This is a genomic window from Pseudomonas sp. H3_E07 (assembly GCF_054668895.1).
This window is the reverse complement of sequence record NZ_CP162795.1, coordinates 517,925-535,798: the sequence shown is the minus strand read 5'-3', so window position 1 is coordinate 535,798 and position 17,874 is coordinate 517,925. Positions and strand designations below refer to the sequence as shown.

The following is a 17,874-nucleotide window of genomic DNA, read 5'->3' as shown; positions in this document are numbered from 1 at the left end:
CACCTTAGGTCCAATGGGGGAGCGGGATTGTCCGCGATAGCACAGTGTCAGATCAGCAGGTCTGGCAGGGATACAGCGCTATCGCAGGCAAGCCCGCTCGCACATTTTTTCGCGTTCAGGCCGTGGCTTGTGTGGGGTTCAAGCGCTCGATAGAGCGTTCCACCGTGGTGTTGGCAATCTCCAGCCAATGCCACACCCCCGCAATCCAACGCCGTCGCTGCGGTTCATCGCCGACCCGCCCGCGTGCTCACATCCACCCAAACCGCCAGTACCAGAATGCTGCCCTTCACAATCATCTGCCAATAGCTGTCCACGTCCAGCATCGACATGCCATTGTCCAGGCTGGTGATCACCAAGGCCCCGAGCAATGCGCCATACACCGTACCCGAACCACCGCGCATTGACGTACCGCCAATAAAACATGCTGCAATCGCATCCAGCTCACCCATATTCCCCGCCGACGGTGAGCCGGCAGCCAGGCGAGCCGTGTTGACCAACCCGGCCAGGGCACACATCACGCCCATGATGCCGAAGATCCACAGTTTCACCGCCTGTACGTTGATGCCCGACAGGCGCGTGGCTTCCATATTGCTGCCCACCGCGTACACGCGACGGCCGAATACGGTCTGGCTGGTGACGTAGCTGAATACGCCCAATAAAACCAGCAGAAGCAAGACCGGGACGGGAATCCCGTCGTAGCTGTTGAGCGTCGTGACAAACCCCGCCAGTACGGCGCCGATCACCGCCACCCGCACCAGGTCACGTACCAGCGAGTGCGCCGCCAACCCATGCAGCGCGCGATTGCGCCGCTGCTTCCAGGTCAGGAAAACGGTCAGTGCAAACAACAGCACGCCCAGCCCGATCCCCACCGAATGCGGCAGGTAACCCTGGCCCACGTACACCAGCGAAGGCGACACCGGCGCGATGGTGGTGCCGCCGGTGATCCCCAGCAGAATACCGCGAAACGCCAGCATCCCGCCCAAGCCGACAATGAACGAAGGGATGCGCAAATAGGCGGTCATGTACCCATTGGCCAGCCCGATCATCAACCCGCACAACGCCACCAGGCTCAAGTTGGCCAGCAATGGAATGTGATAAACCACATCCAGGATCGCCGCCAGCCCACCCAGCAACCCGAGCAACGAGCCCACCGACAAATCGATCTCGCCGCTGATGATCACCAGCACCATGCCGCACGCCAATATCCCGGTGATCGACATTTGCCTCAGCAAGTTGGACAGGTTGCGCGGGGTGAGGAAACCGCCCTCGGTCTGCCAGCTGAAAAACACCCAGATCACCGCCACGGCGATGACCAGGGCGAGCATTTTGTAGCGGGTAAAAAGGTGTTTGACCTGATTCATCTACACGGTCTTCCGATCATTATTGTTGTGTTGGCTGAGCGCAGCGGCGAGCACTTGTTCCTGGGTGAGCCCCTCGTTGATGAAGTCACCGCGCAATTGGCCGTCGCCGATTACCAGCACGCGGTCGGAAACGCCGAGCACTTCGGCCAGCTCCGAGGACACCATGATGATCGCCACGCCTTCGGCCGCCAGCGCGCCCATCAACTTGTAGATCTCATATTTGGCACCCACGTCCACGCCCCGTGTGGGCTCGTCGAGGATCAGCACCTTGGGCTTGGCCATCAGCATTTTCGCCAGCACGGCCTTTTGCTGGTTGCCACCGGACAGGCTGGTGATCGGCAGGAACGGGCTGGCGGTCTTGAGGTGCATGCGCGCGATCTGCTGGTCGATGCTGCCCAGTTCGGCTTCGGCATCGATGCGGGTTCGGTGCGCATAGCTGTCGAGCACCGTCAGGGTGATGTTCTGGCCCACGCCCAGGTCGGGAATGATGCCTTGGCGCTTGCGATCCTCGGGCACCATGCATAACCCGGCGCGGATCGATTTGAGCGGCGTGCGTGTGTCGATCACCTGGCCGTCCAGCCACACCTCGGCGCTGTAGCGGCCGGGATAGGCGCCGAACAGCGCCGACACCAGTTCCGTGCGCCCGGCGCCCACCAACCCGGCGATGCCGAGGATTTCCCCACGCTTGAGCACAAAGGACACATCGTCCACGCGCTTGCGCTTGGGGTTGTCGACATCATGGCAGGTGACGTTACGCGCCTCGAAAATCACCTCGCCCACCGCATGGGGCTCGGTGGGGTAGAGGTTGCTCATCTCGCGGCCGACCATCTGGGTGATGATCTTCGCGATGTCCATATCGGCCATGGCGGTGGTCGCGATGTGCTTGCCGTCGCGGATCACCGCAATGGTATCGCACACTGCCGCCACTTCATCGAGCTTGTGGGAAATGTACACGCAGGCCACGCCCTTGGCCTTGAGGCCACGGATGATATCGAGCAGCACCTCGATTTCCGAACGGGTCAGGGCCGAGGACGGCTCGTCGAGAATCAACAGTCGCGCCTGCTTGTTCAGGGCCTTGGCGATTTCCACCAGTTGCTGGTAGCCGCCGCCGTACTGCGACACGGGCAGCGCCACGTTCATGTCCGGCACCTTGAGCTCGCGCATCAGCGCTTCGGCGCGGTGGAACATCGCCGGGTAGTTCATGCGCCCACCCGGCAAGGTCAGTTCGTGGCCCATGAAGATGTTTTCAGCCACCGACAGGTCGGGCACCAGGGTCAGTTCCTGGTGGATGATCACGATGCCGGCGGCCTCGGTTTCGCTGATGGAGTGGGCCTTGAGCGGCTGCCCGTCCCAAAGGATTTCACCTTCCCAGGTGCCGTACGGGTAGACCGCCGACAGCACCTTCATCAAGGTGGACTTGCCGGCACCGTTCTCGCCGCACAGGCCAACGCATTCCCCTGGCCGCACCCTGATATCGATGCCGTTCAGCGCGTTGACACCGCCAAAGCTTTTGACGATGCCGTTCATTTGCAGCAGGTAGTCGGACATGGCGGTCACTGCCCGGCAATCTGCTCTTTGGTGTAGAACCCGTCTTTCTCCAACAGGTCGATATTGGCCTTGGTCAGCGGGGTAGGGGTGAGCAGGATGGTGTCGACCTTTTTGCTGCCGTTGTCGTATTGCGAGCTGTAGGTGGGTTTCTCATTGCGCGCCAGCTGCACCGAAAGCTTGGCGGCTTCCGAGGCGATCAGCTTGAGCGGCTTGTACACGGTCATGGTCTGGGTGCCGTCGATGACGCGCTTGATCGCGGCCAGGTCGGCGTCTTGCCCGGAGATCGGCACCTTGCCCGCCAGTTTCTGTGCGGCCAGGGCCTGGATCGCGCCGCCGGCGGTGGCGTCGTTGGAGGCGACGATGGCGTCGATCTTGTTGTTGTTCCGGGTCAGGGCGTTTTCGACGATGCTCAGGGCTTCGGTGGGGTTCCATTCCTTGACCCACTGCTGGCCGACAACCTTGATGTCGCCCTTGTCGATGGCCGGTTGCAACACCTTCATCTGGCCTTCGCGCAGGACCTTGGCGTTGTTGTCGGTGGGCGCGCCGCCGAGCAGGAAGTAGTTACCCTTGGGCGCCGCTTGCAACACGCCGCTGGCCTGCATTTCGCCGACTTTTTCGTTATCGAAGGAGATGTAGGCGTCGATGTCCGCGTTGAGAATCAGGCGATCATAGGACACCACCTTGATCCCGGCCTTCTTGGCTTCGGCGACGGCGTTGGTGAGCACGGTGGCGTTGAACGGCACGATGACAATTACGTCGACGCCACGTGAGATCAGGTTTTCAATCTGCGAGATCTGTTTCTGTTCGTTGGCATCGGCCGATTGCACGAAGACCTTGGCGTCGAGTTTTTCCGCGGCGGCGACGAAGTAGTCACGGTCGCGGGACCAGCGCTCCAGACGCAGGTCATCGATGGAGAAACCGATCTTCGGGTGGGCGGAATCGGCCATCGCCGGTAGGGCGAGCAGGGCCAGGGCCGTGGCGATAAGTGTGCGTTTGAATGACTTCATGGTAGTGCGTCCTTTTATTGTTGTTGGAAAGACACAGCGTGATGCGGGTAAGACTGTAGAGCGTCCCTCGACGCTCTGTGCAGAGATTTGTCGCGCAAATGTCACCGGTAGATAAAGCGATTCACCACGCCTTCAAGCATCTCCTGGCGACCACTCACCGCCTGCGGGTCCAGCTCGTGGGCAAATGCATGTTCGGCCAGTGATTCCAGGCTGAACTCACCGGCCAGCACGGCCTGGCCCAGCGGTTGCTGCCAACCGGCGTACCGTTGGTCCTTGAATTGCTGCAACCGATCGTTCTCGACCATCGCTGCCGCGCGTTCCAGTGCCAAAGCCAGTACATCCATGGCCGCCACATGCCCGTGGAACAGGTCCACATCGTCCAGGCTCTGGCGGCGTACCTTGGAGTCGAAGTTGTAGCCGCCATTTTTGAAGCCCCCGGCCTTGAGGATTTCATAGGTGGCCAGGGTCATTTCCTCGACGCTGTTGGGGAACTGGTCGGTGTCCCAGCCGTTCTGCGGGTCGCCTCGGTTGGCGTCGATGCTGCCGAAGATCCCCAGGGACACGGCGGTGGCAATCTCATGATGAAAGCTGTGCCCGGCCAGGGTTGCGTGGTTGGCCTCGATGTTCACCTTGATCTCATGTTCCAGGCCGTACTCATGCAGGAAGCCGAACACCGTGGCGCTGTCGTAATCGTATTGGTGCTTGGTGGGTTCCTGGGGCTTGGGCTCGATCAGCAGGTCGCCCTTGAAGCCGATCTTGTGCTTGTGCTCCACCACCATGCGCATGAAGCGCCCGAGCTGTTCGCGTTCGCGCTTGAGGTCGGTGTTGAGCAGCGTTTCATAACCCTCGCGGCCGCCCCACAACACATAGTTGGAACCCTTGAGGCGCAGGGTGGCGTTCATTGCGCTGAACACCTGGGCGGCGGCGTAGGCAAACACTTCCGGGTCCGGGTTGCTGGCGGCGCCGGCGGCAAAGCGCGGGTTGCTGAAGCAATTGGCGGTGCCCCACAGCAGCTTGATGCCGGTGTGTTCCTGATGGCGTTCCAGGTGGTCGACCATCTGTGCGAAGTGGTGGCGATACTCCTTGAGCGAGCTGCCTTCGGGGGCGACGTCCGTGTCGTGAAAGCTGTAGTAGTCGATGCCCAGCTTGGAGAAAAATTCGAAAGCGGCGTCTGCCTTGCCGATGGCCAGTTCCATCGGGTCGCCACTGCGCTGCCACGGCCGCTTGAACGTGCCCACACCAAACATATCCGCCCCAGGCCAGACGAAGGTGTGCCAGTAACAGGCCGCCATGCGCAGATGTTCGCGCATGGGCTTGCCGAGGATGAGCTTGTTGGCATCGTAATGGCGAAAGGCGAGGGGGGCATCGCTGCTGGGGCCTTCGAAGCGAACCTTCTCGACACCGGGGAAGTACGGCATGGCGTTTTCCTTATTGTTCTTGGCGGTGACTCGATACTAACAACGGCGCTGCGCCTGCCGATTACGAAAATCATCAAGAGATGGTGCGATTTTGCGTGACAGGGGCTAGTCTGTTTTGACCGGCTTCAGGATAAAAACAATGAAAACCCTACCGCCCGTGCACCGCATTGCCCTGCTGTTCAACGGCAGCAAAATCTACGACCGTGGCATTATCGCCGGCATCGGCAATTACCTGAGCAGTACCCGCGCGTCCTGGGACTTGTTCCTCGAAGAGGACTTCCTGTGCCGCCTCAAAGGCATCGAGCGCTGGCAGGGCGACGGCATCATTGCTGACTTTGATGACCCGCTGATTGGCGAGGCGCTGGCCGGGAGCAAGCTGCCCGTGGTGGCGGTGGGGGGTTCCTACGAGGATGTGCGTGCCTATCCCAAAGGCATGCCCTACGTGGCCACGGACAACTACGCCTTGATCAAGCTGGCCTATGAACATTTGATCGAGGCCGGCCTGACGCGGTTTGCCTGTTTCAGCCTGCCCGAAGCCCAGGCCAATCGCTGGGCCCAGGAGCGCGAAAAAGCCTTTCGCCGCCTGCTGCAACGGGACGGATTGCAGGTCGAGGTCTATCGCGGGCTGGGCACCAGCGCACCGCTGTGGGACAGCGCCGTCGAACAGCAAATCGCCTGGTTGCACAGCCTCCCCAAGCCTATTGGCATTATCGCGGTCACTGACGCCCGCGCCCGGCAGTTGCTGCAAGCATGTCTCACGGCCGGCATTGCCGTGCCGGAGGAAGTGGCGCTGATCGGTATCGACAATGATCCGCTGACTCGGACGCTCACGCGGGTGCCGTTGAGTTCGGTTATTCAGGGCACCGAAACCATGGGCCGCACGGCCGCCGCGCTGTTACACCAGATGTTGCACGGCAAGCCGTGCAGAGGTGAGCAGATCCTGGTGCCGCCGGATGCGATTAATGTGCAGGCTTCAAGCTTGCATCAACCCTTGGGTAATCCGTACGTGATGCAGGCGCTGTTGTTTATCCGGCAGTACGCCTGCCAGGGGATCAAGACCGCTCAGGTGGCGGGATATGTGGGGGTATCGCGTTCATCGCTGGAGACACATTTTCGCAAGGTGCGTGGCTGCAGTGTGCATGACGAGATCCTGCGCTTCAAACTCGCCGCTGCCGCCAAGGGCCTGCAGAACCAGGCCCTGGCGATTGCCGATATTGCCCAGGCCTGCGGCTTCAAATCGGCGCAGTATCTGCACACGGTGTTCCGCCGCGAGTTTGGGTGTACGCCACGCGAGTATCAGCAGAGTGAGGCCTAGAACACGGCCTTGACTTGCAAGCCCAGCACCAGCGCGTTGTCGATGTTTTCGCCCGAGAATGCCCCCGGCTCGATGATGTACTGCACATCCGGGCGCAAGGTCAGCCAAGGCGTGGCCTGGTAGCCGTAGCTGAGTTCGATCAGCTGTTCGGCATTATTCAGGTTGGGGTAGTCGTTCCCGGCGTTGAGCGCGGCCAGTTCCTGCACCTCGCGGCTGCGCGGGTTGGGCACGGCGCGACCATAACCCAGGGCCAGGGTGTCACGCGGCCGGCCTTCGAACGGTTTGTACAACACCACGCCCGCGCCATACCACTTGCTGAACGGCGAGGCCGCTTCGCTGGCGGCGGAGTATTGGCCGAAGGCGTGCAGCACGCGGCCGGCGGAGGACTCCGAGGCCCATACGGCCTGATCAATCAACAGGTAGTGACCACCGCGACCGCTGACCTCCTTGTTGCTGCCGATGCGTTTCACGTCGGAACTGTCGTAGTAATAGCCCAGCTTGTATTCGCCCGGCAGGCTGCCCGCGTGTTTGTACACCAACTCGATCGGCACCACGGTGCCGGTGGTGTGCTTGGGCCCCAGGTGCCAGGCGCGGCTGGAGTTGCCATTGCTTTGCGGGTCGACGTTGAACGCGGCGACGCGCAGTTGCCAGTTGGGGGCAAAGTCGTATTTCACCCGCGCACCCAGGTGCGCATTCGGGTAGTTGGTCCAGCCGCTGCCGCCGGACATGTTCAGCGGATGCCCGCAGAAACCGGCGTTCATGAAGTTGCACAGAATCCCGCTGTCCAGGCCGCCGAGGTCGTTGCCCATGGCCATGTAGCCGAGCTTGACGTTCAGCGCCGGAGTAAAGAGCGTGCGCTCGTAACTCAGCTCGGTCAGGCGAGTGTACAGGCCGCCGTAGTTTTCCTGGATCGGCAGGCGGTTGCCCACCAGGTCCTCGGAAGCGCTATTGCCACGACGGTCGTTGAGGGTGACCTGGATGCGGTCGCCATTGTTGAAACCGTAGAGCTTGCCCAGGTCGAACTGCACGCCGAGCTTGAGGTTCTGCGAGTAGCGCGCCGAGCGGTGTTGGCCGCCGTGGGCGTTGTAGGCGGTTTCGCCACTGTAGTCGCCGGTAAAGCGGATGCCTTGCGCGTCGAGCTCATGGCGCAGGCCACCCCAGTCGCCGGTCAGGGTGGTGTCATCGGCTTGCACGGGCAGGGCGGCACCCAGGGCAAGGCCCAGCAACAGGCGCCCAAGGGGAATGTGAGAAGTGGGGGTCATGCGGGTTCTTCCAAACAGAAGGCGCGGTGCCGGGGGAGGCACCGCGCGAAGAGGGGGTTATGGCAGGGCGTAGGCGATCACGTAGTCGCCACGGTCGGTGGACTGGCGTGCGCCACCGGCAGTGATCACGATGTATTGCTTGCCGGTTTTCGGCGACACGTAAGTCATCGGGCCACCCTGGCTGCCCACGGGCAGGCGGGCTTTCCAGACTTCATCACCGTTGCCGCTGTTGAAGGCGCGCAGGTAGAAGTCCTGGGTGCCGGCGATAAAGATCAAGCCGCCCTGGGTCGACAGGGTGCCGCCGAGGGTTGGCAGGCCGATCTTGATCGGCAGGTGCATGCGGATGCCCAGGGGGCCGGTGTCTTCAACGGTACCGACCGGTACTTGCCAGGCGACCTTTTGCGTCTTCATGTCGATCGCGGTCAGGGTGCCGAACGGTGGCGCCTGGCACGGAATGCCGGCCACCGACAAGAAGCGGTTCTTGTTCACCGCATAGGGCGTACCCTTGAGCGGCACGGCGCCCATACCGGTGTTCAGCGCTTCGCCACCGGACGAGGCCTGGGCCTTGTTTTGCGACGGCACCATCTGGATCCACAGGCCCAGGCGCATGTCGTTGACGAAGATAAACCCATGCACCGGGTCGGTGGAAATGCTGCCCCAGTTCATGCCGCCCAGCGAACCCGGGAAGCTCAGGGATTTATCAGTGCCTGGCGCGGTGTACAGGCCTTCGTAGCGCATGCCTTTGAAGTCGATGCGGCACAGCAGCTGGTCAAACGGCGTGGCACCCCACATGTCCGATTCGGTCAGGGTCTGTGCGCCGATCTGCGGCATGCCGACCGATTTTGGCTGGGTGGGCGAGTAGGGTTCGTTAGGGATGTTGGCGGCCTTGACCGGGACTTCCTGCACGTCGGTCAACGGCTTGCCAGTGGCCCGGTCGAGCACGTAGATCTGCCCGGCCTTGGTGCCGATCACTACCGCTGGCACCGCTTTGTCGCTGCCCGGCGGGGTGAAGTCGATCAGGCTCGGCTGCATCGGCAGGTCGAAGTCCCACAGGTCATTGTGGACGGTCTGGTACACCCATTTTTCCGCACCGGTGGAGGCGTCCAGCGCCAGTACCGAAGCGCCGTATTTGTGGTTGAGCTGGGTGCGTTCCACGCCGTAGATGTCGGTGGACGAGCTGCCCATCGGCAAGAACACGGTGTTCATCAGCGGGTCATAGGACATCGGCGCCCAGCTGTTTGGGGTGCTGCGCACGTAGGTGCTGCCGTCGGCGGGCGCCTGCTTGTCTTCCGGGTTGCCTGGGTCGAAGGCCCAGCGCATCTGGCCGCTGATCACGTCGAAGCCACGGATCACACCGCCGGGCATGTCGGTCTGGACGTTGTCGGCCACGCGACCGCCCACCACCACGGTGGTGCCGGCGATCAGTGGCGCGGAGGACAGCTGATAGTAGCTGTCCGGTACGTTACCCAGGCCGGCTTTCAGATCCACCTGGCCGTGGGTGCCGAAGTCTTCGCAGAACTTGCCGGTGTCGGCATCCACGGCGATCAGGCGTGCATCGATGGTGTTGGTCAGCAGGCGACGCTGGCACTGCGCACCGGCGGGAACGCTGGCAGGCATGATCGGCGAACTGTTGGGCTGGGTCGGCTGGGCAATCGGCGCGGTGGCGTCGAAGTAGGCCATGCCACGGCAACGCTGCCACACCGCCGATTTGGCGTTGACTTCGTTCTTCCACAGCTCTTTGCCGGTGTCGGCGTCAAGGGCGATCAGGTTGTTGTGCGGCGTGCAGATGAACACTTTGTTGCCGATCTGCAGGGGCGTCAGTTGGTCTTCGGCACCGTTGCCGTCGCTGATGGCCACGTCGCCGGTGTGATAGGTCCACGCCACCTTGAGCTTGTTGACCGTGTCGCGGTTGATCTGGTCCAGCGCGGCGAAGCGGCTGCCCCCTTCGGTATTGCCGTAGTGCGCCCAGTCTTTCTGTGCGTCGGCCGCAGCCACCGGGGTGATGCCTGGGCCGGCACCGTTCGGCGCCACGCTTGGGTGGGCGACGAACATATTGCCTGCCGCCAAAGCAACGCCCGCCGTCAGTACGGCCGCCACGGCATAGGCGCCGCGCGCAGGCTTATTGACGAGCAGCGGGTAGACCAGCGCCACCACCATACCGATGGCCGCAAACATGAAGAGTCGCGAGAACAGCGGCCAGAACACCAGGCCCACATCCGCCACCGCCCAGATGGCCGTGCCGATCAGAAAGGCTGCGAACACCCATGCGCCGGCAGGCTTGCGGCAGGCGATCAACAGCCCGGCGATTGCCATGATTGCGCCGCCGATCAGGAAGTACCAGGAACCTCCCAGGCTGACCAGTTTGACGCCGCCAATGGCCAGCGCGAGGCCGAGCAGGGCGATGATAACGCCCAAGCCCAGCAATAATAATCTAGAGACGCCAGCGGCGCGCGATGCTCGTTTCATGTCGAAAGGACTCGAATGTGAGAGGGCAAAGACGCGATTTTAGCAAGATAAGTAACTGGTTAGTACATTATAGTCCTGCAATAGACTATTACAGGTACTGCGATGATGACGTGTGGCTAAATGTCGCCCAGGGCGCAATGCAAGTGTGGTGAGCGGAGCAAGCCCGCTCACCACTGTGATGCGCTGAATGGGAGCAGGTTTCGCGCCCGATCAGAACTTAAAGCGACCTACCAATCCTTTGAGCTGGCCCGAAATGTCCGTCAACCGACCTGACCCGGTCTGCGCCGAGTGGGCAAAACCTTCGACCAGTTGCGCGTCGGCATGGATCTGCGCGATGTGCCGGTTGATCTCTTCGGCCACTTGGTGTTGCTCTTCGGCGGCCGTGGCGATCTGGGTGTTCTGGTCGCGGATCGAGTCCACCGAGCCGCGGATCTTGTCGAAGCTGTCGCGTGCCTGCTGGATACGTTCCACGCTGGTGTGAGACACCAGCAGGCTGCCTTGCATCTGCTGCGTCACCTCCTGGGTGCGGCGGGCGAGGTTGCCGAGCAGGCTGTCGATTTCGCCGGTGGAGTCGGCGGTGCGACGGGCGAGGGCGCGGACTTCGTCGGCGACCACCGCAAAACCTCGGCCTTGGTCGCCGGCGCGCGCCGCTTCGATCGCCGCGTTGAGCGCCAGCAGGTTGGTCTGCTCGGCAATCGAGCGGATGGTGTCGAGGATGGTGTTGATGTTTTTGCTGTCCTGCTCCAACTGCTGCATGGTCTGGGTCGAGCGTTGCAAGTCTTCACTGAGTTTGAGCACGCTGCCGGTGGCTTCGCCGATGTGCTGCTGGCCGTCATGCACGTCGCGGTAGCCTTCGTCGGCACTGGTGGCGGCGGCGCTGCAGGAACGCGCGACTTCGTTGGCGGTGGCCACCATTTCGTTGAACGCGGTGCTCACCAGTTCCACGGCTTCGCGTTGGCGACCGGCCGCCTGGTTCATGTTGTGGGCCACTTCGCGGGTATCGGCGGCGGCGCTCTGCAGGTCGGACGAGGCGTTGCCGATGCGTTGCACCAACTGGGCGATCATGCTCAGGAACTGGTTGAACCAGCCGGCCAGGCTGGCGGTTTCGTCCTTGCCTTGCACCTTGAGCTGGCGCGTCAGGTCGCCTTCACCTTCGGCGATCTCTTGCAGGCCGTCGGCTACGCCACGGATCGGGCGCACGATAACGCTGGCAAAGCTGGCACCGACTATTGCGAACACCAATGCCAATACCGCTGCAATGGCTGCAATCAACCAAGTCAGGCGCGTGGCGCCGGCCATCACTTCGTCGCGCTTGATCAGGCCGATAAAGCGCCAGCCCAAGTCTTTGGAGCTAACCATATTGGCCATGTACGCCACGCCATCAATCTCGATCTGGGTCACGCCGTCGCCGCGTTTAGCCAGTTCGGCATAGTTCGGGCCCAGGTCGGCCAGGGGCTTGAAGTTGTGCTTGGCATCGCTGGGGTCCACCAGCACGTTGCCGTTGCCTTCCACCAGCATCAGGTAGCCGCTGTCGCCCAGCTTGATGTTGCGTACCAGTTCGGTGAGCTGCTTGAGCGACACGTCCAGGCCGACCACGCCGAGGATATTCCCGGTGGCATCAGCGACGGTGTGTACGGTGCCGATCAGCGTCACATCATCCGGCGCCCAATAGTAGGCACCGGTGCGCACGGTTTTACCCGGCGCGGCGATGGCCGCTTGATACCAGGGGCGCACGCGCGGATCGTAGTTGTTGAGTTTGGTGTCGTCGGGCCAACTGGCGTAGCCGCCGTCTTTCAAACCCAGGGACAGGTAGGCAGTGCTGGGATGGCTCTTGGCGAACTGGTCGAAGATCTCCAGCAGCTCTTTATTCGTGGGGGTGAGCGGGATTTGTGCGGCGTCGGCGCCGGCGTAGCTCTTGAGGTCCTTGGCCGCGACAACGCGCGGGTCCTTGGCCACATAGTCGACGTTCTGGCTGATGCCATCGAAGAACTGCTTCATGCCGTTGTCGATCTGGCGGATCTCACGGCCACTGCTGTCGAGGAAATTGGCCTGGGCCCCCTCGCGCAGATTCAACACGACCAGCACGGCCACCAGGATAACCGGCACGCACGCGATGGCGGCAAATGCCCAGGTCAGCTTTTGCTTGATATTCATGACTTCACCCGCGGGTATTTATAATTTTGGCAAGGAGAAAACAGTAGCGTCGAGCGTCGCATGTGTTGTTATGAGGGGGGTGTGGCCCATGCGTACTCCCTGTATATCGACTGAGGGAGCACGCACTTGAGGCCGAAGGGAGGGTTTAACCGATGCGCTCGCCACCCAGCGCATCACGCTGCATTGACTGCAGGTTTTTCTCGATGGTTTCGCAGATGGTGTCCATCTGTATCTGGTGTTCGCTGGAGTTGAACGGGCTTTGCAGGTCGGTGCCGATGCGCTCGATGGCCAGCAGCATGAAGCCCACCACCGTCGAGGCCAGCGGGGTGAACCAACCCAGGGACTCCACTAGGCCCACCGGTACGATCAGGCAGAACAGCGAGATAAACAGGCGCGGGAAATACACGTAAGGGTAGGGTAGCGGTGTGTTGGCGATCCGTTCCATGCCGCCCTGGGCGTTGGACAAATCCACCAGGGTCGACTCCAGCCGTGCCAGGCGAATGCTGTCGAGGTGACCGACCTTGTACTCCCGTGCCAGCAACGCCGCTGAACCGGTGAGGATATCGTTGGCAAAGTTGTTGGTGGCGCCGTTACGCGCAAACTCATCGCCGGGGATAAACGCGCGGACTTCTTCAGGGCACGGTTGGCCCTTGAGGTGTGCGGCCAGGCAATTCACATAGGCCACATGGCGACGCAGCAGGGTGGCCTTGACCGGGTTCACTTCGTCGTCGGGATCGTCCAGCAGGGTCAGTACCTGGCGTGCAAAACTGCGCGAGTTGTTGACCATCGCGCCCCACAGGGTACGGGCTTCCCACCAGCGGTTGTAGGCGCTGCTGTTACGAAAACTGATCAGCACCACCAGCGCCGAACCCAGCAGGGTCAGGGGCATCAGCGGCAGATTGATCTTGTAGGTGAGGAACAACATGAAGTCCACAGTGACGGCGACGTCCCACAACAACAGCCAGAACAGCGCCCAGCCCACGTAGCCCATGGTCTTAATGATCAGGCGGTACTTTTTGATGATGGCGGCTTTCAAACGAGAACCTCGCGAGCGGTAAGCAACAGTGCTTAAGCTCGGACGCGGGTTCACAGCAAAGGTTCGCCTGATGCCTGAATCGTTTAAGTGCCGCGAATGTCGATCTCTTGCTGGCGCAGCACCTCAAGCGCTGCCAGCACGACATGCGCTTGTCCAATGACGTTGCCCGCCATTACTTCATGGTCGTCTATTCATGATGGTTTCTCATTCGGGTGAGTACGTTGTTTTTATCGATGGCACTGACCACCTCAATGCCAAGTTTCACCCAAGGACTGCCTGCTGCGCCTGGGGGACCTGAGCATGATGTTCAACGCACGGTTGGAGGCGCAGCGATTTGTCGACCAACTGCAAGGGCGCATTGGCGCACTCAAATTCGGCGGTGCGCCGAGCCGTGATGCTGTGCAGGGGGAGGCTGATCCTGGCTCAGTGCTGGGCGAGGATGCACCCGAGTAAACCCGGAAAGCGCGCCTCAAGCACCTCGGCACGCAACGAATTCAGATGCGTGGTGCCCGCGCTGCGGGTGTGCACCAGCCCGGCGTCACGCAACACGCGAAAGTGGTGGGACATGCTCGACTTGGGTCGCCCGCCATCCAGTTCGCCACAGGTGGCCTCGGGCACGCCGGCCAGGCAGCGCACGATTTCGAGGCGAACCGGGTCACTCAGCGCGTACAGCAGGCGTTCGAGGGTCAGGTCTTCAAGGGGAGGGTGTTTAAAGGCTCGCATGAAATGAATCATAGCAGGGGGGTATCGTTGAATACCATAGTTCGATTACCATCGAACTATCGAATCACTCACTCGCTCTTGGAGTTCTTCATGTCCGCTTTGTTCGAACCGTTCACACTCAAAGACGTCACCCTGCGTAACCGCATCGCTATTCCGCCGATGTGCCAGTACATGGCCGAAGACGGCATCGTCAACGATTGGCACCACGTGCACCTGGCCAGCATGGCCCGTGGCGGTGCCGGTCTGGTAGTGGTCGAAGCCACCGCTGTCGCGCCGGAAGGCCGCATCACCCCCGGCTGCGCTGGTATTTGGAGCGACGCCCACGCCGAGGCCTTCGTGCCAATGGTCAAAGCCATCAAGGCTGCTGGCTCGGTGCCGGGCATCCAGATCGGCCACGCCGGCCGTAAGGCCAGCGCCAACCGCCCGTGGGAAGGTGACGACCATATCGCCGCCTCCGATGCCCGCAGCTGGGAAACCATCGCCCCGTCGGCCATCGCCTTTGGTGCCAACCTGCCGCAAGTGCCGCGGGCCATGACCCTGGACGACATTGCGCGTGTGCGCCAGGACTTCGTCGACGCTGCCCGCCGTGCGCGTGACGCCGGCTTTGAGTGGATCGAACTGCATTTTGCCCACGGTTACCTGGGCCAGAGCTTCTTCTCCGAGCACTCCAACCAACGCACCGACGCCTATGGCGGCAGCTTCGATAACCGCAGCCGTTTCCTCCTGGAAACCCTGGCCGCCGTTCGTGAAGTCTGGCCGGAAAACCTGCCACTCACTGCACGTTTCGGCGTGATCGAATACGACGGCCGCGACGAGCAGACCCTCACCGAGTCCATCGAACTGGCCCGTCGTTTCAAGGCCGGTGGCCTGGACCTGCTGAGCGTGAGCGTCGGTTTCACCATCCCTGACACCAATATTCCGTGGGGTCCGGCGTTCATGGGCCCGATCGCTGAGCGCGTGCGTCGCGAAGCCGGTATTCCGGTCACCTCGGCCTGGGGTTTTGGCACCCCGCAGCTGGCTGAAGGTGCATTGCAGGCGGGTCACCTGGACCTGGTCTCGGTGGGCCGTGCTCACCTGGCAGACCCGCATTGGGCATACTTTGCGGCTAAAGAACTGGGCGTCGATAAGTCGTCCTGGACCTTGCCTGCGCCGTATGCGCATTGGTTGGAACGCTATCGCTGAGGCGAAATAGCCTGCGTTCATCATCGAAAGCCACTCTCAGGAGTGGTTTTTTTTCATCTGTCGAAAAGTAACGAATGAGAACGCATGTCAATCGGTAATGAGTTGCTATAACATGCGCGGCAAAATAATTGGCAAATATGCCGCTCCATTTGGCTCATTTACTAGGTCATTCCCATGCGTCGTACCCTGGTTTCCCTGTGTGTGCTTCAGGCGTTTTCCCCGTTGAGTTGGGCAGAGGTCGAGTCGGCTGAAAAAGCCGGCATCGAGTTGCAGGCCACCAGCATCACCGGCACTGCCGACTATGAAACAGCGCAGGGGCCGGTGCAGGGCTACCACGCCACACGCTCGGCGAGCGCGACGCGTACCGACACGTCGATTCATGAAACCCCGCAGTCCATCAGTGTGGTCTCCAAAGACGTGGTCGAGGACATTGGTGCTACCCGCCTGCAGGACGCGCTGGATTACGCCGGCGGTGTCGGGCGTGCCAACAACTTCGGCGGGCAGGGGCTCACCACCTTTACCGTGCGCGGCTTTACCACCGGCGAGTTCTACCGCAACGGCTTTCCGATCAACCGTGGTTACCCGAACATGCCGGACGCCAACACCATCGAACGCCTGGAAGTGCTGCGCGGCCCGGCGACCATGCTCTATGGTCGTGGCGATCCGGGTGGCACCTTCAACGTGGTCTCCAAGCAACCGCTGGCCGAGCCTACGGTGACCCTCGGCAGCCAGCTGGATGATCAGGGCATGCAGCGCGCCACCCTCGACGCCTCCGGCCCGCTGGACGAACAAGGTCGCCTGGCCTATCGCCTGAATGTGGTGGGCGAGGGCGGCGAGACCTTCCGTGACCATGTCGAGACCGAGCGTTACGGCGTGACGCCGGTCATCACTTGGCAAGCCACCGACGACACCAAGGTGATCTTCGAAGGCGACTTCATGCGCAACAATCACCCGCTGGATCGTGGCCTGACGCGCTTTACCAATCAGAAAGGCACCGCGTCGCGCGATACCTTCTGGGGGGATAAAGATGTCGGTAAATTGCACAACGACAACAACATGGCCCAACTGCGTTTCGAGCACCTGCTCAACGACAATTGGACCCTGGGCGGTGGGTTTCAGTGGTTGGACGGTACCTTGCAGGGCAACGCGATTGAAGCCAATAGCCTGGCGGCGGACGGTCACACGCTCAACCGAAACTTCAACTACCGCAAGCTGGAATGGACCGATAAAGATGCCCAGCTCAACCTGACCGGGCATTTCTCCACGGGGGCTTTTGATCACACCTTGCTGACGGGGGTTGAGTTTGAGGATTACGACTATAAGTCGATCATCCAGCGCTCCAGTGCCGCCTACACCAGCGATATTTTCAACCCGGTCTATGGCAAACCGCGCCCGGCGCTGACCAGCACCCCGACTCACGATAAAGAAAACCTTAAAACCTACTCGGCATTCATTCAGGATCAGGTCGCGCTGACCGAACGTCTGAAAGTGTTGGCGGGTGCGCGCTTTGAACGCTTCGAGCACGAGTACGAGACCTATGTAGCGGGTGGTAAAAACTGGAAGGCCAGCGACAACTCGGTCACTCCACGCGTGGGTGCGATCTACGACCTGACTGACACCCTGGCGATCTATGCCGACGCAGCACGCTCGTTCAAGCCCAATACCGGTGCTAGCAGTGGCGGAGTTGGATTTGAACCTGAAAAGGGCAAGTCGTATGAGATGGGCATCAAATGGGAAGGGTTGGATCGCCAGTTGAGCGTTGATGCCGCGATCTATCAGATCGACAAGAAAAATGTGCTCACCACTGATCCTTTGGACCCGAACTCAAAAGTCGCCGCTGGACAGGTGCGCAGCCGTGGGTTCGACCTGAACGTTGCCGGCAACCTCACCCCGGAATGGCGTGTCATCGGTGGCTATGCGTATGTGGACGCCGAAGTGACCAAAGACAACACCATTCGGGTCGGCTCGCGGTTGGCCAACATCCCGCGCAATAGCTTCAGCTTGCTGAACGTGTACGAATTTCAGGATGGCAGCCTTAAAGGGCTTGGGTTGGGCGCCGGCGCCAAATATGTCGATGAGCGCGTTGGCCAGACCTCCAATACGCCGTTCTCGATGGACGCCTACACCGTGGTCGACCTGCTCAGCTACTACAAGGTCAACGACAAAGTCCGGCTGAACCTGGACGTGAAGAACCTGTTCAACCGCGACTTTGAAGAAGGCGCGTTCGGGAACTTCTACGCCTACCCAGGCGAGCCGCGCACGGTGCAGGTCGGTATCGCCTACACCCTCTAACGGCGTACACAGGTAAAAATGTGGGAGCGGGCTTGCCCGCGAATGCAAAGTGTCAGTCACTGAATGTATTGGCTGATACACCGCATTCGCGAGCAAGCCCGCTCCCACAT

The 17,874-nt window shown here is 61.3% G+C and carries 13 protein-coding genes and 1 pseudogene; 4 read left to right on the top strand and 10 right to left on the bottom strand.

Translation table 11 applies throughout. The features are described 5' to 3' along the window. Positions 1 to 224 precede the first annotated feature (224 nt). From AB4O08_RS02250 to xylA, 4 genes are all read right to left on the bottom strand, one after another. Positions 225 to 1,361 (bottom strand): sugar ABC transporter permease, encoded by a 1,137-nt coding sequence (locus AB4O08_RS02250; protein ID WP_021493353.1) that lies wholly within the window; start codon positions 1,359 to 1,361, stop codon positions 225 to 227. Next, a complete protein-coding gene (xylG, locus tag AB4O08_RS02245; RefSeq protein WP_460114676.1) occupies positions 1,362 to 2,909 on the bottom strand; it encodes a D-xylose ABC transporter ATP-binding protein in 1,548 nt (515 codons plus the stop codon). Between the two features lie 5 nt (positions 2,910 to 2,914). Then, positions 2,915 to 3,916: a D-xylose ABC transporter substrate-binding protein gene (gene xylF / locus AB4O08_RS02240; protein WP_010211233.1), complete on the bottom strand. Its 1,002-nt coding sequence runs from the start codon at positions 3,914 to 3,916 to the stop codon at positions 2,915 to 2,917. A 101-nt stretch (positions 3,917 to 4,017) separates the two neighbouring features. Next, the gene (xylA, locus tag AB4O08_RS02235) at positions 4,018 to 5,334 is read right to left on the bottom strand and encodes a xylose isomerase (RefSeq protein ID WP_010211232.1); all 1,317 of its coding nucleotides are present in this window, start codon (positions 5,332 to 5,334) and stop codon (positions 4,018 to 4,020) included. A gap of 139 nt (positions 5,335 to 5,473) precedes the next feature. Here xylA and AB4O08_RS02230 point away from each other — a divergent pair, with 139 nt between their 5' ends. Next, on the top strand, positions 5,474 to 6,649 hold the full coding sequence (locus AB4O08_RS02230) for a XylR family transcriptional regulator (RefSeq protein ID WP_044286980.1): 1,176 nt from the start codon (positions 5,474 to 5,476) through the stop codon (positions 6,647 to 6,649). On the opposite strand, the gene AB4O08_RS02225 is transcribed toward AB4O08_RS02230, so the two are convergent. From AB4O08_RS02225 to AB4O08_RS02205, 5 genes and pseudogenes are all read right to left on the bottom strand, one after another. Continuing rightward, positions 6,646 to 7,911, bottom strand: coding sequence for a carbohydrate porin (locus AB4O08_RS02225; protein WP_042571514.1), 1,266 nt, complete (start codon positions 7,909 to 7,911; stop codon positions 6,646 to 6,648). The genes AB4O08_RS02230 and AB4O08_RS02225 overlap by 4 nt on opposite strands. A gap of 57 nt (positions 7,912 to 7,968) precedes the next feature. Next, positions 7,969 to 10,377: a glucose/quinate/shikimate family membrane-bound PQQ-dependent dehydrogenase gene (locus tag AB4O08_RS02220; RefSeq protein WP_045792296.1), complete on the bottom strand. Its 2,409-nt coding sequence runs from the start codon at positions 10,375 to 10,377 to the stop codon at positions 7,969 to 7,971. Between the two features lie 210 nt (positions 10,378 to 10,587). Beyond that, positions 10,588 to 11,292 (bottom strand): methyl-accepting chemotaxis protein, encoded by a 705-nt coding sequence (locus AB4O08_RS02215; protein ID WP_420865034.1) that lies wholly within the window; start codon positions 11,290 to 11,292, stop codon positions 10,588 to 10,590. Positions 11,293 to 11,499: 207 nt separating this feature from the next. Continuing rightward, positions 11,500 to 12,375, bottom strand: a pseudogene (locus tag AB4O08_RS02210) (cache domain-containing protein); the annotation flags it as partial. Positions 12,376 to 12,676: 301 nt separating this feature from the next. Then, on the bottom strand, positions 12,677 to 13,567 hold the full coding sequence (locus AB4O08_RS02205; RefSeq protein ID WP_010211227.1) for a bestrophin family protein: 891 nt from the start codon (positions 13,565 to 13,567) through the stop codon (positions 12,677 to 12,679). A 300-nt stretch (positions 13,568 to 13,867) separates the two neighbouring features. Between AB4O08_RS02205 and AB4O08_RS02200 the strand changes: the two genes are divergently transcribed. Continuing rightward, complete coding sequence (locus AB4O08_RS02200; RefSeq protein WP_021493346.1) at positions 13,868 to 14,020, top strand: hypothetical protein; 153 nt, start codon at positions 13,868 to 13,870, stop codon at positions 14,018 to 14,020. Here the strand turns inward: AB4O08_RS02200 and AB4O08_RS02195 are convergent. Next, on the bottom strand, positions 13,991 to 14,290 hold the full coding sequence (locus AB4O08_RS02195; protein WP_032882858.1) for an ArsR/SmtB family transcription factor: 300 nt from the start codon (positions 14,288 to 14,290) through the stop codon (positions 13,991 to 13,993). The genes AB4O08_RS02200 and AB4O08_RS02195 overlap by 30 nt on opposite strands. 90 nt (positions 14,291 to 14,380) lie before the next feature. Here AB4O08_RS02195 and AB4O08_RS02190 point away from each other — a divergent pair, with 90 nt between their 5' ends. Further along, positions 14,381 to 15,472, top strand: a complete 1,092-nt coding sequence (locus tag AB4O08_RS02190) for an NADH:flavin oxidoreductase/NADH oxidase (RefSeq protein ID WP_010211224.1) — start codon at positions 14,381 to 14,383, stop codon at positions 15,470 to 15,472. Between the two features lie 174 nt (positions 15,473 to 15,646). Continuing rightward, the gene (locus tag AB4O08_RS02185) at positions 15,647 to 17,764 is read left to right on the top strand and encodes a TonB-dependent siderophore receptor (RefSeq protein ID WP_042571518.1); all 2,118 of its coding nucleotides are present in this window, start codon (positions 15,647 to 15,649) and stop codon (positions 17,762 to 17,764) included. Positions 17,765 to 17,874 lie beyond the last annotated feature (110 nt).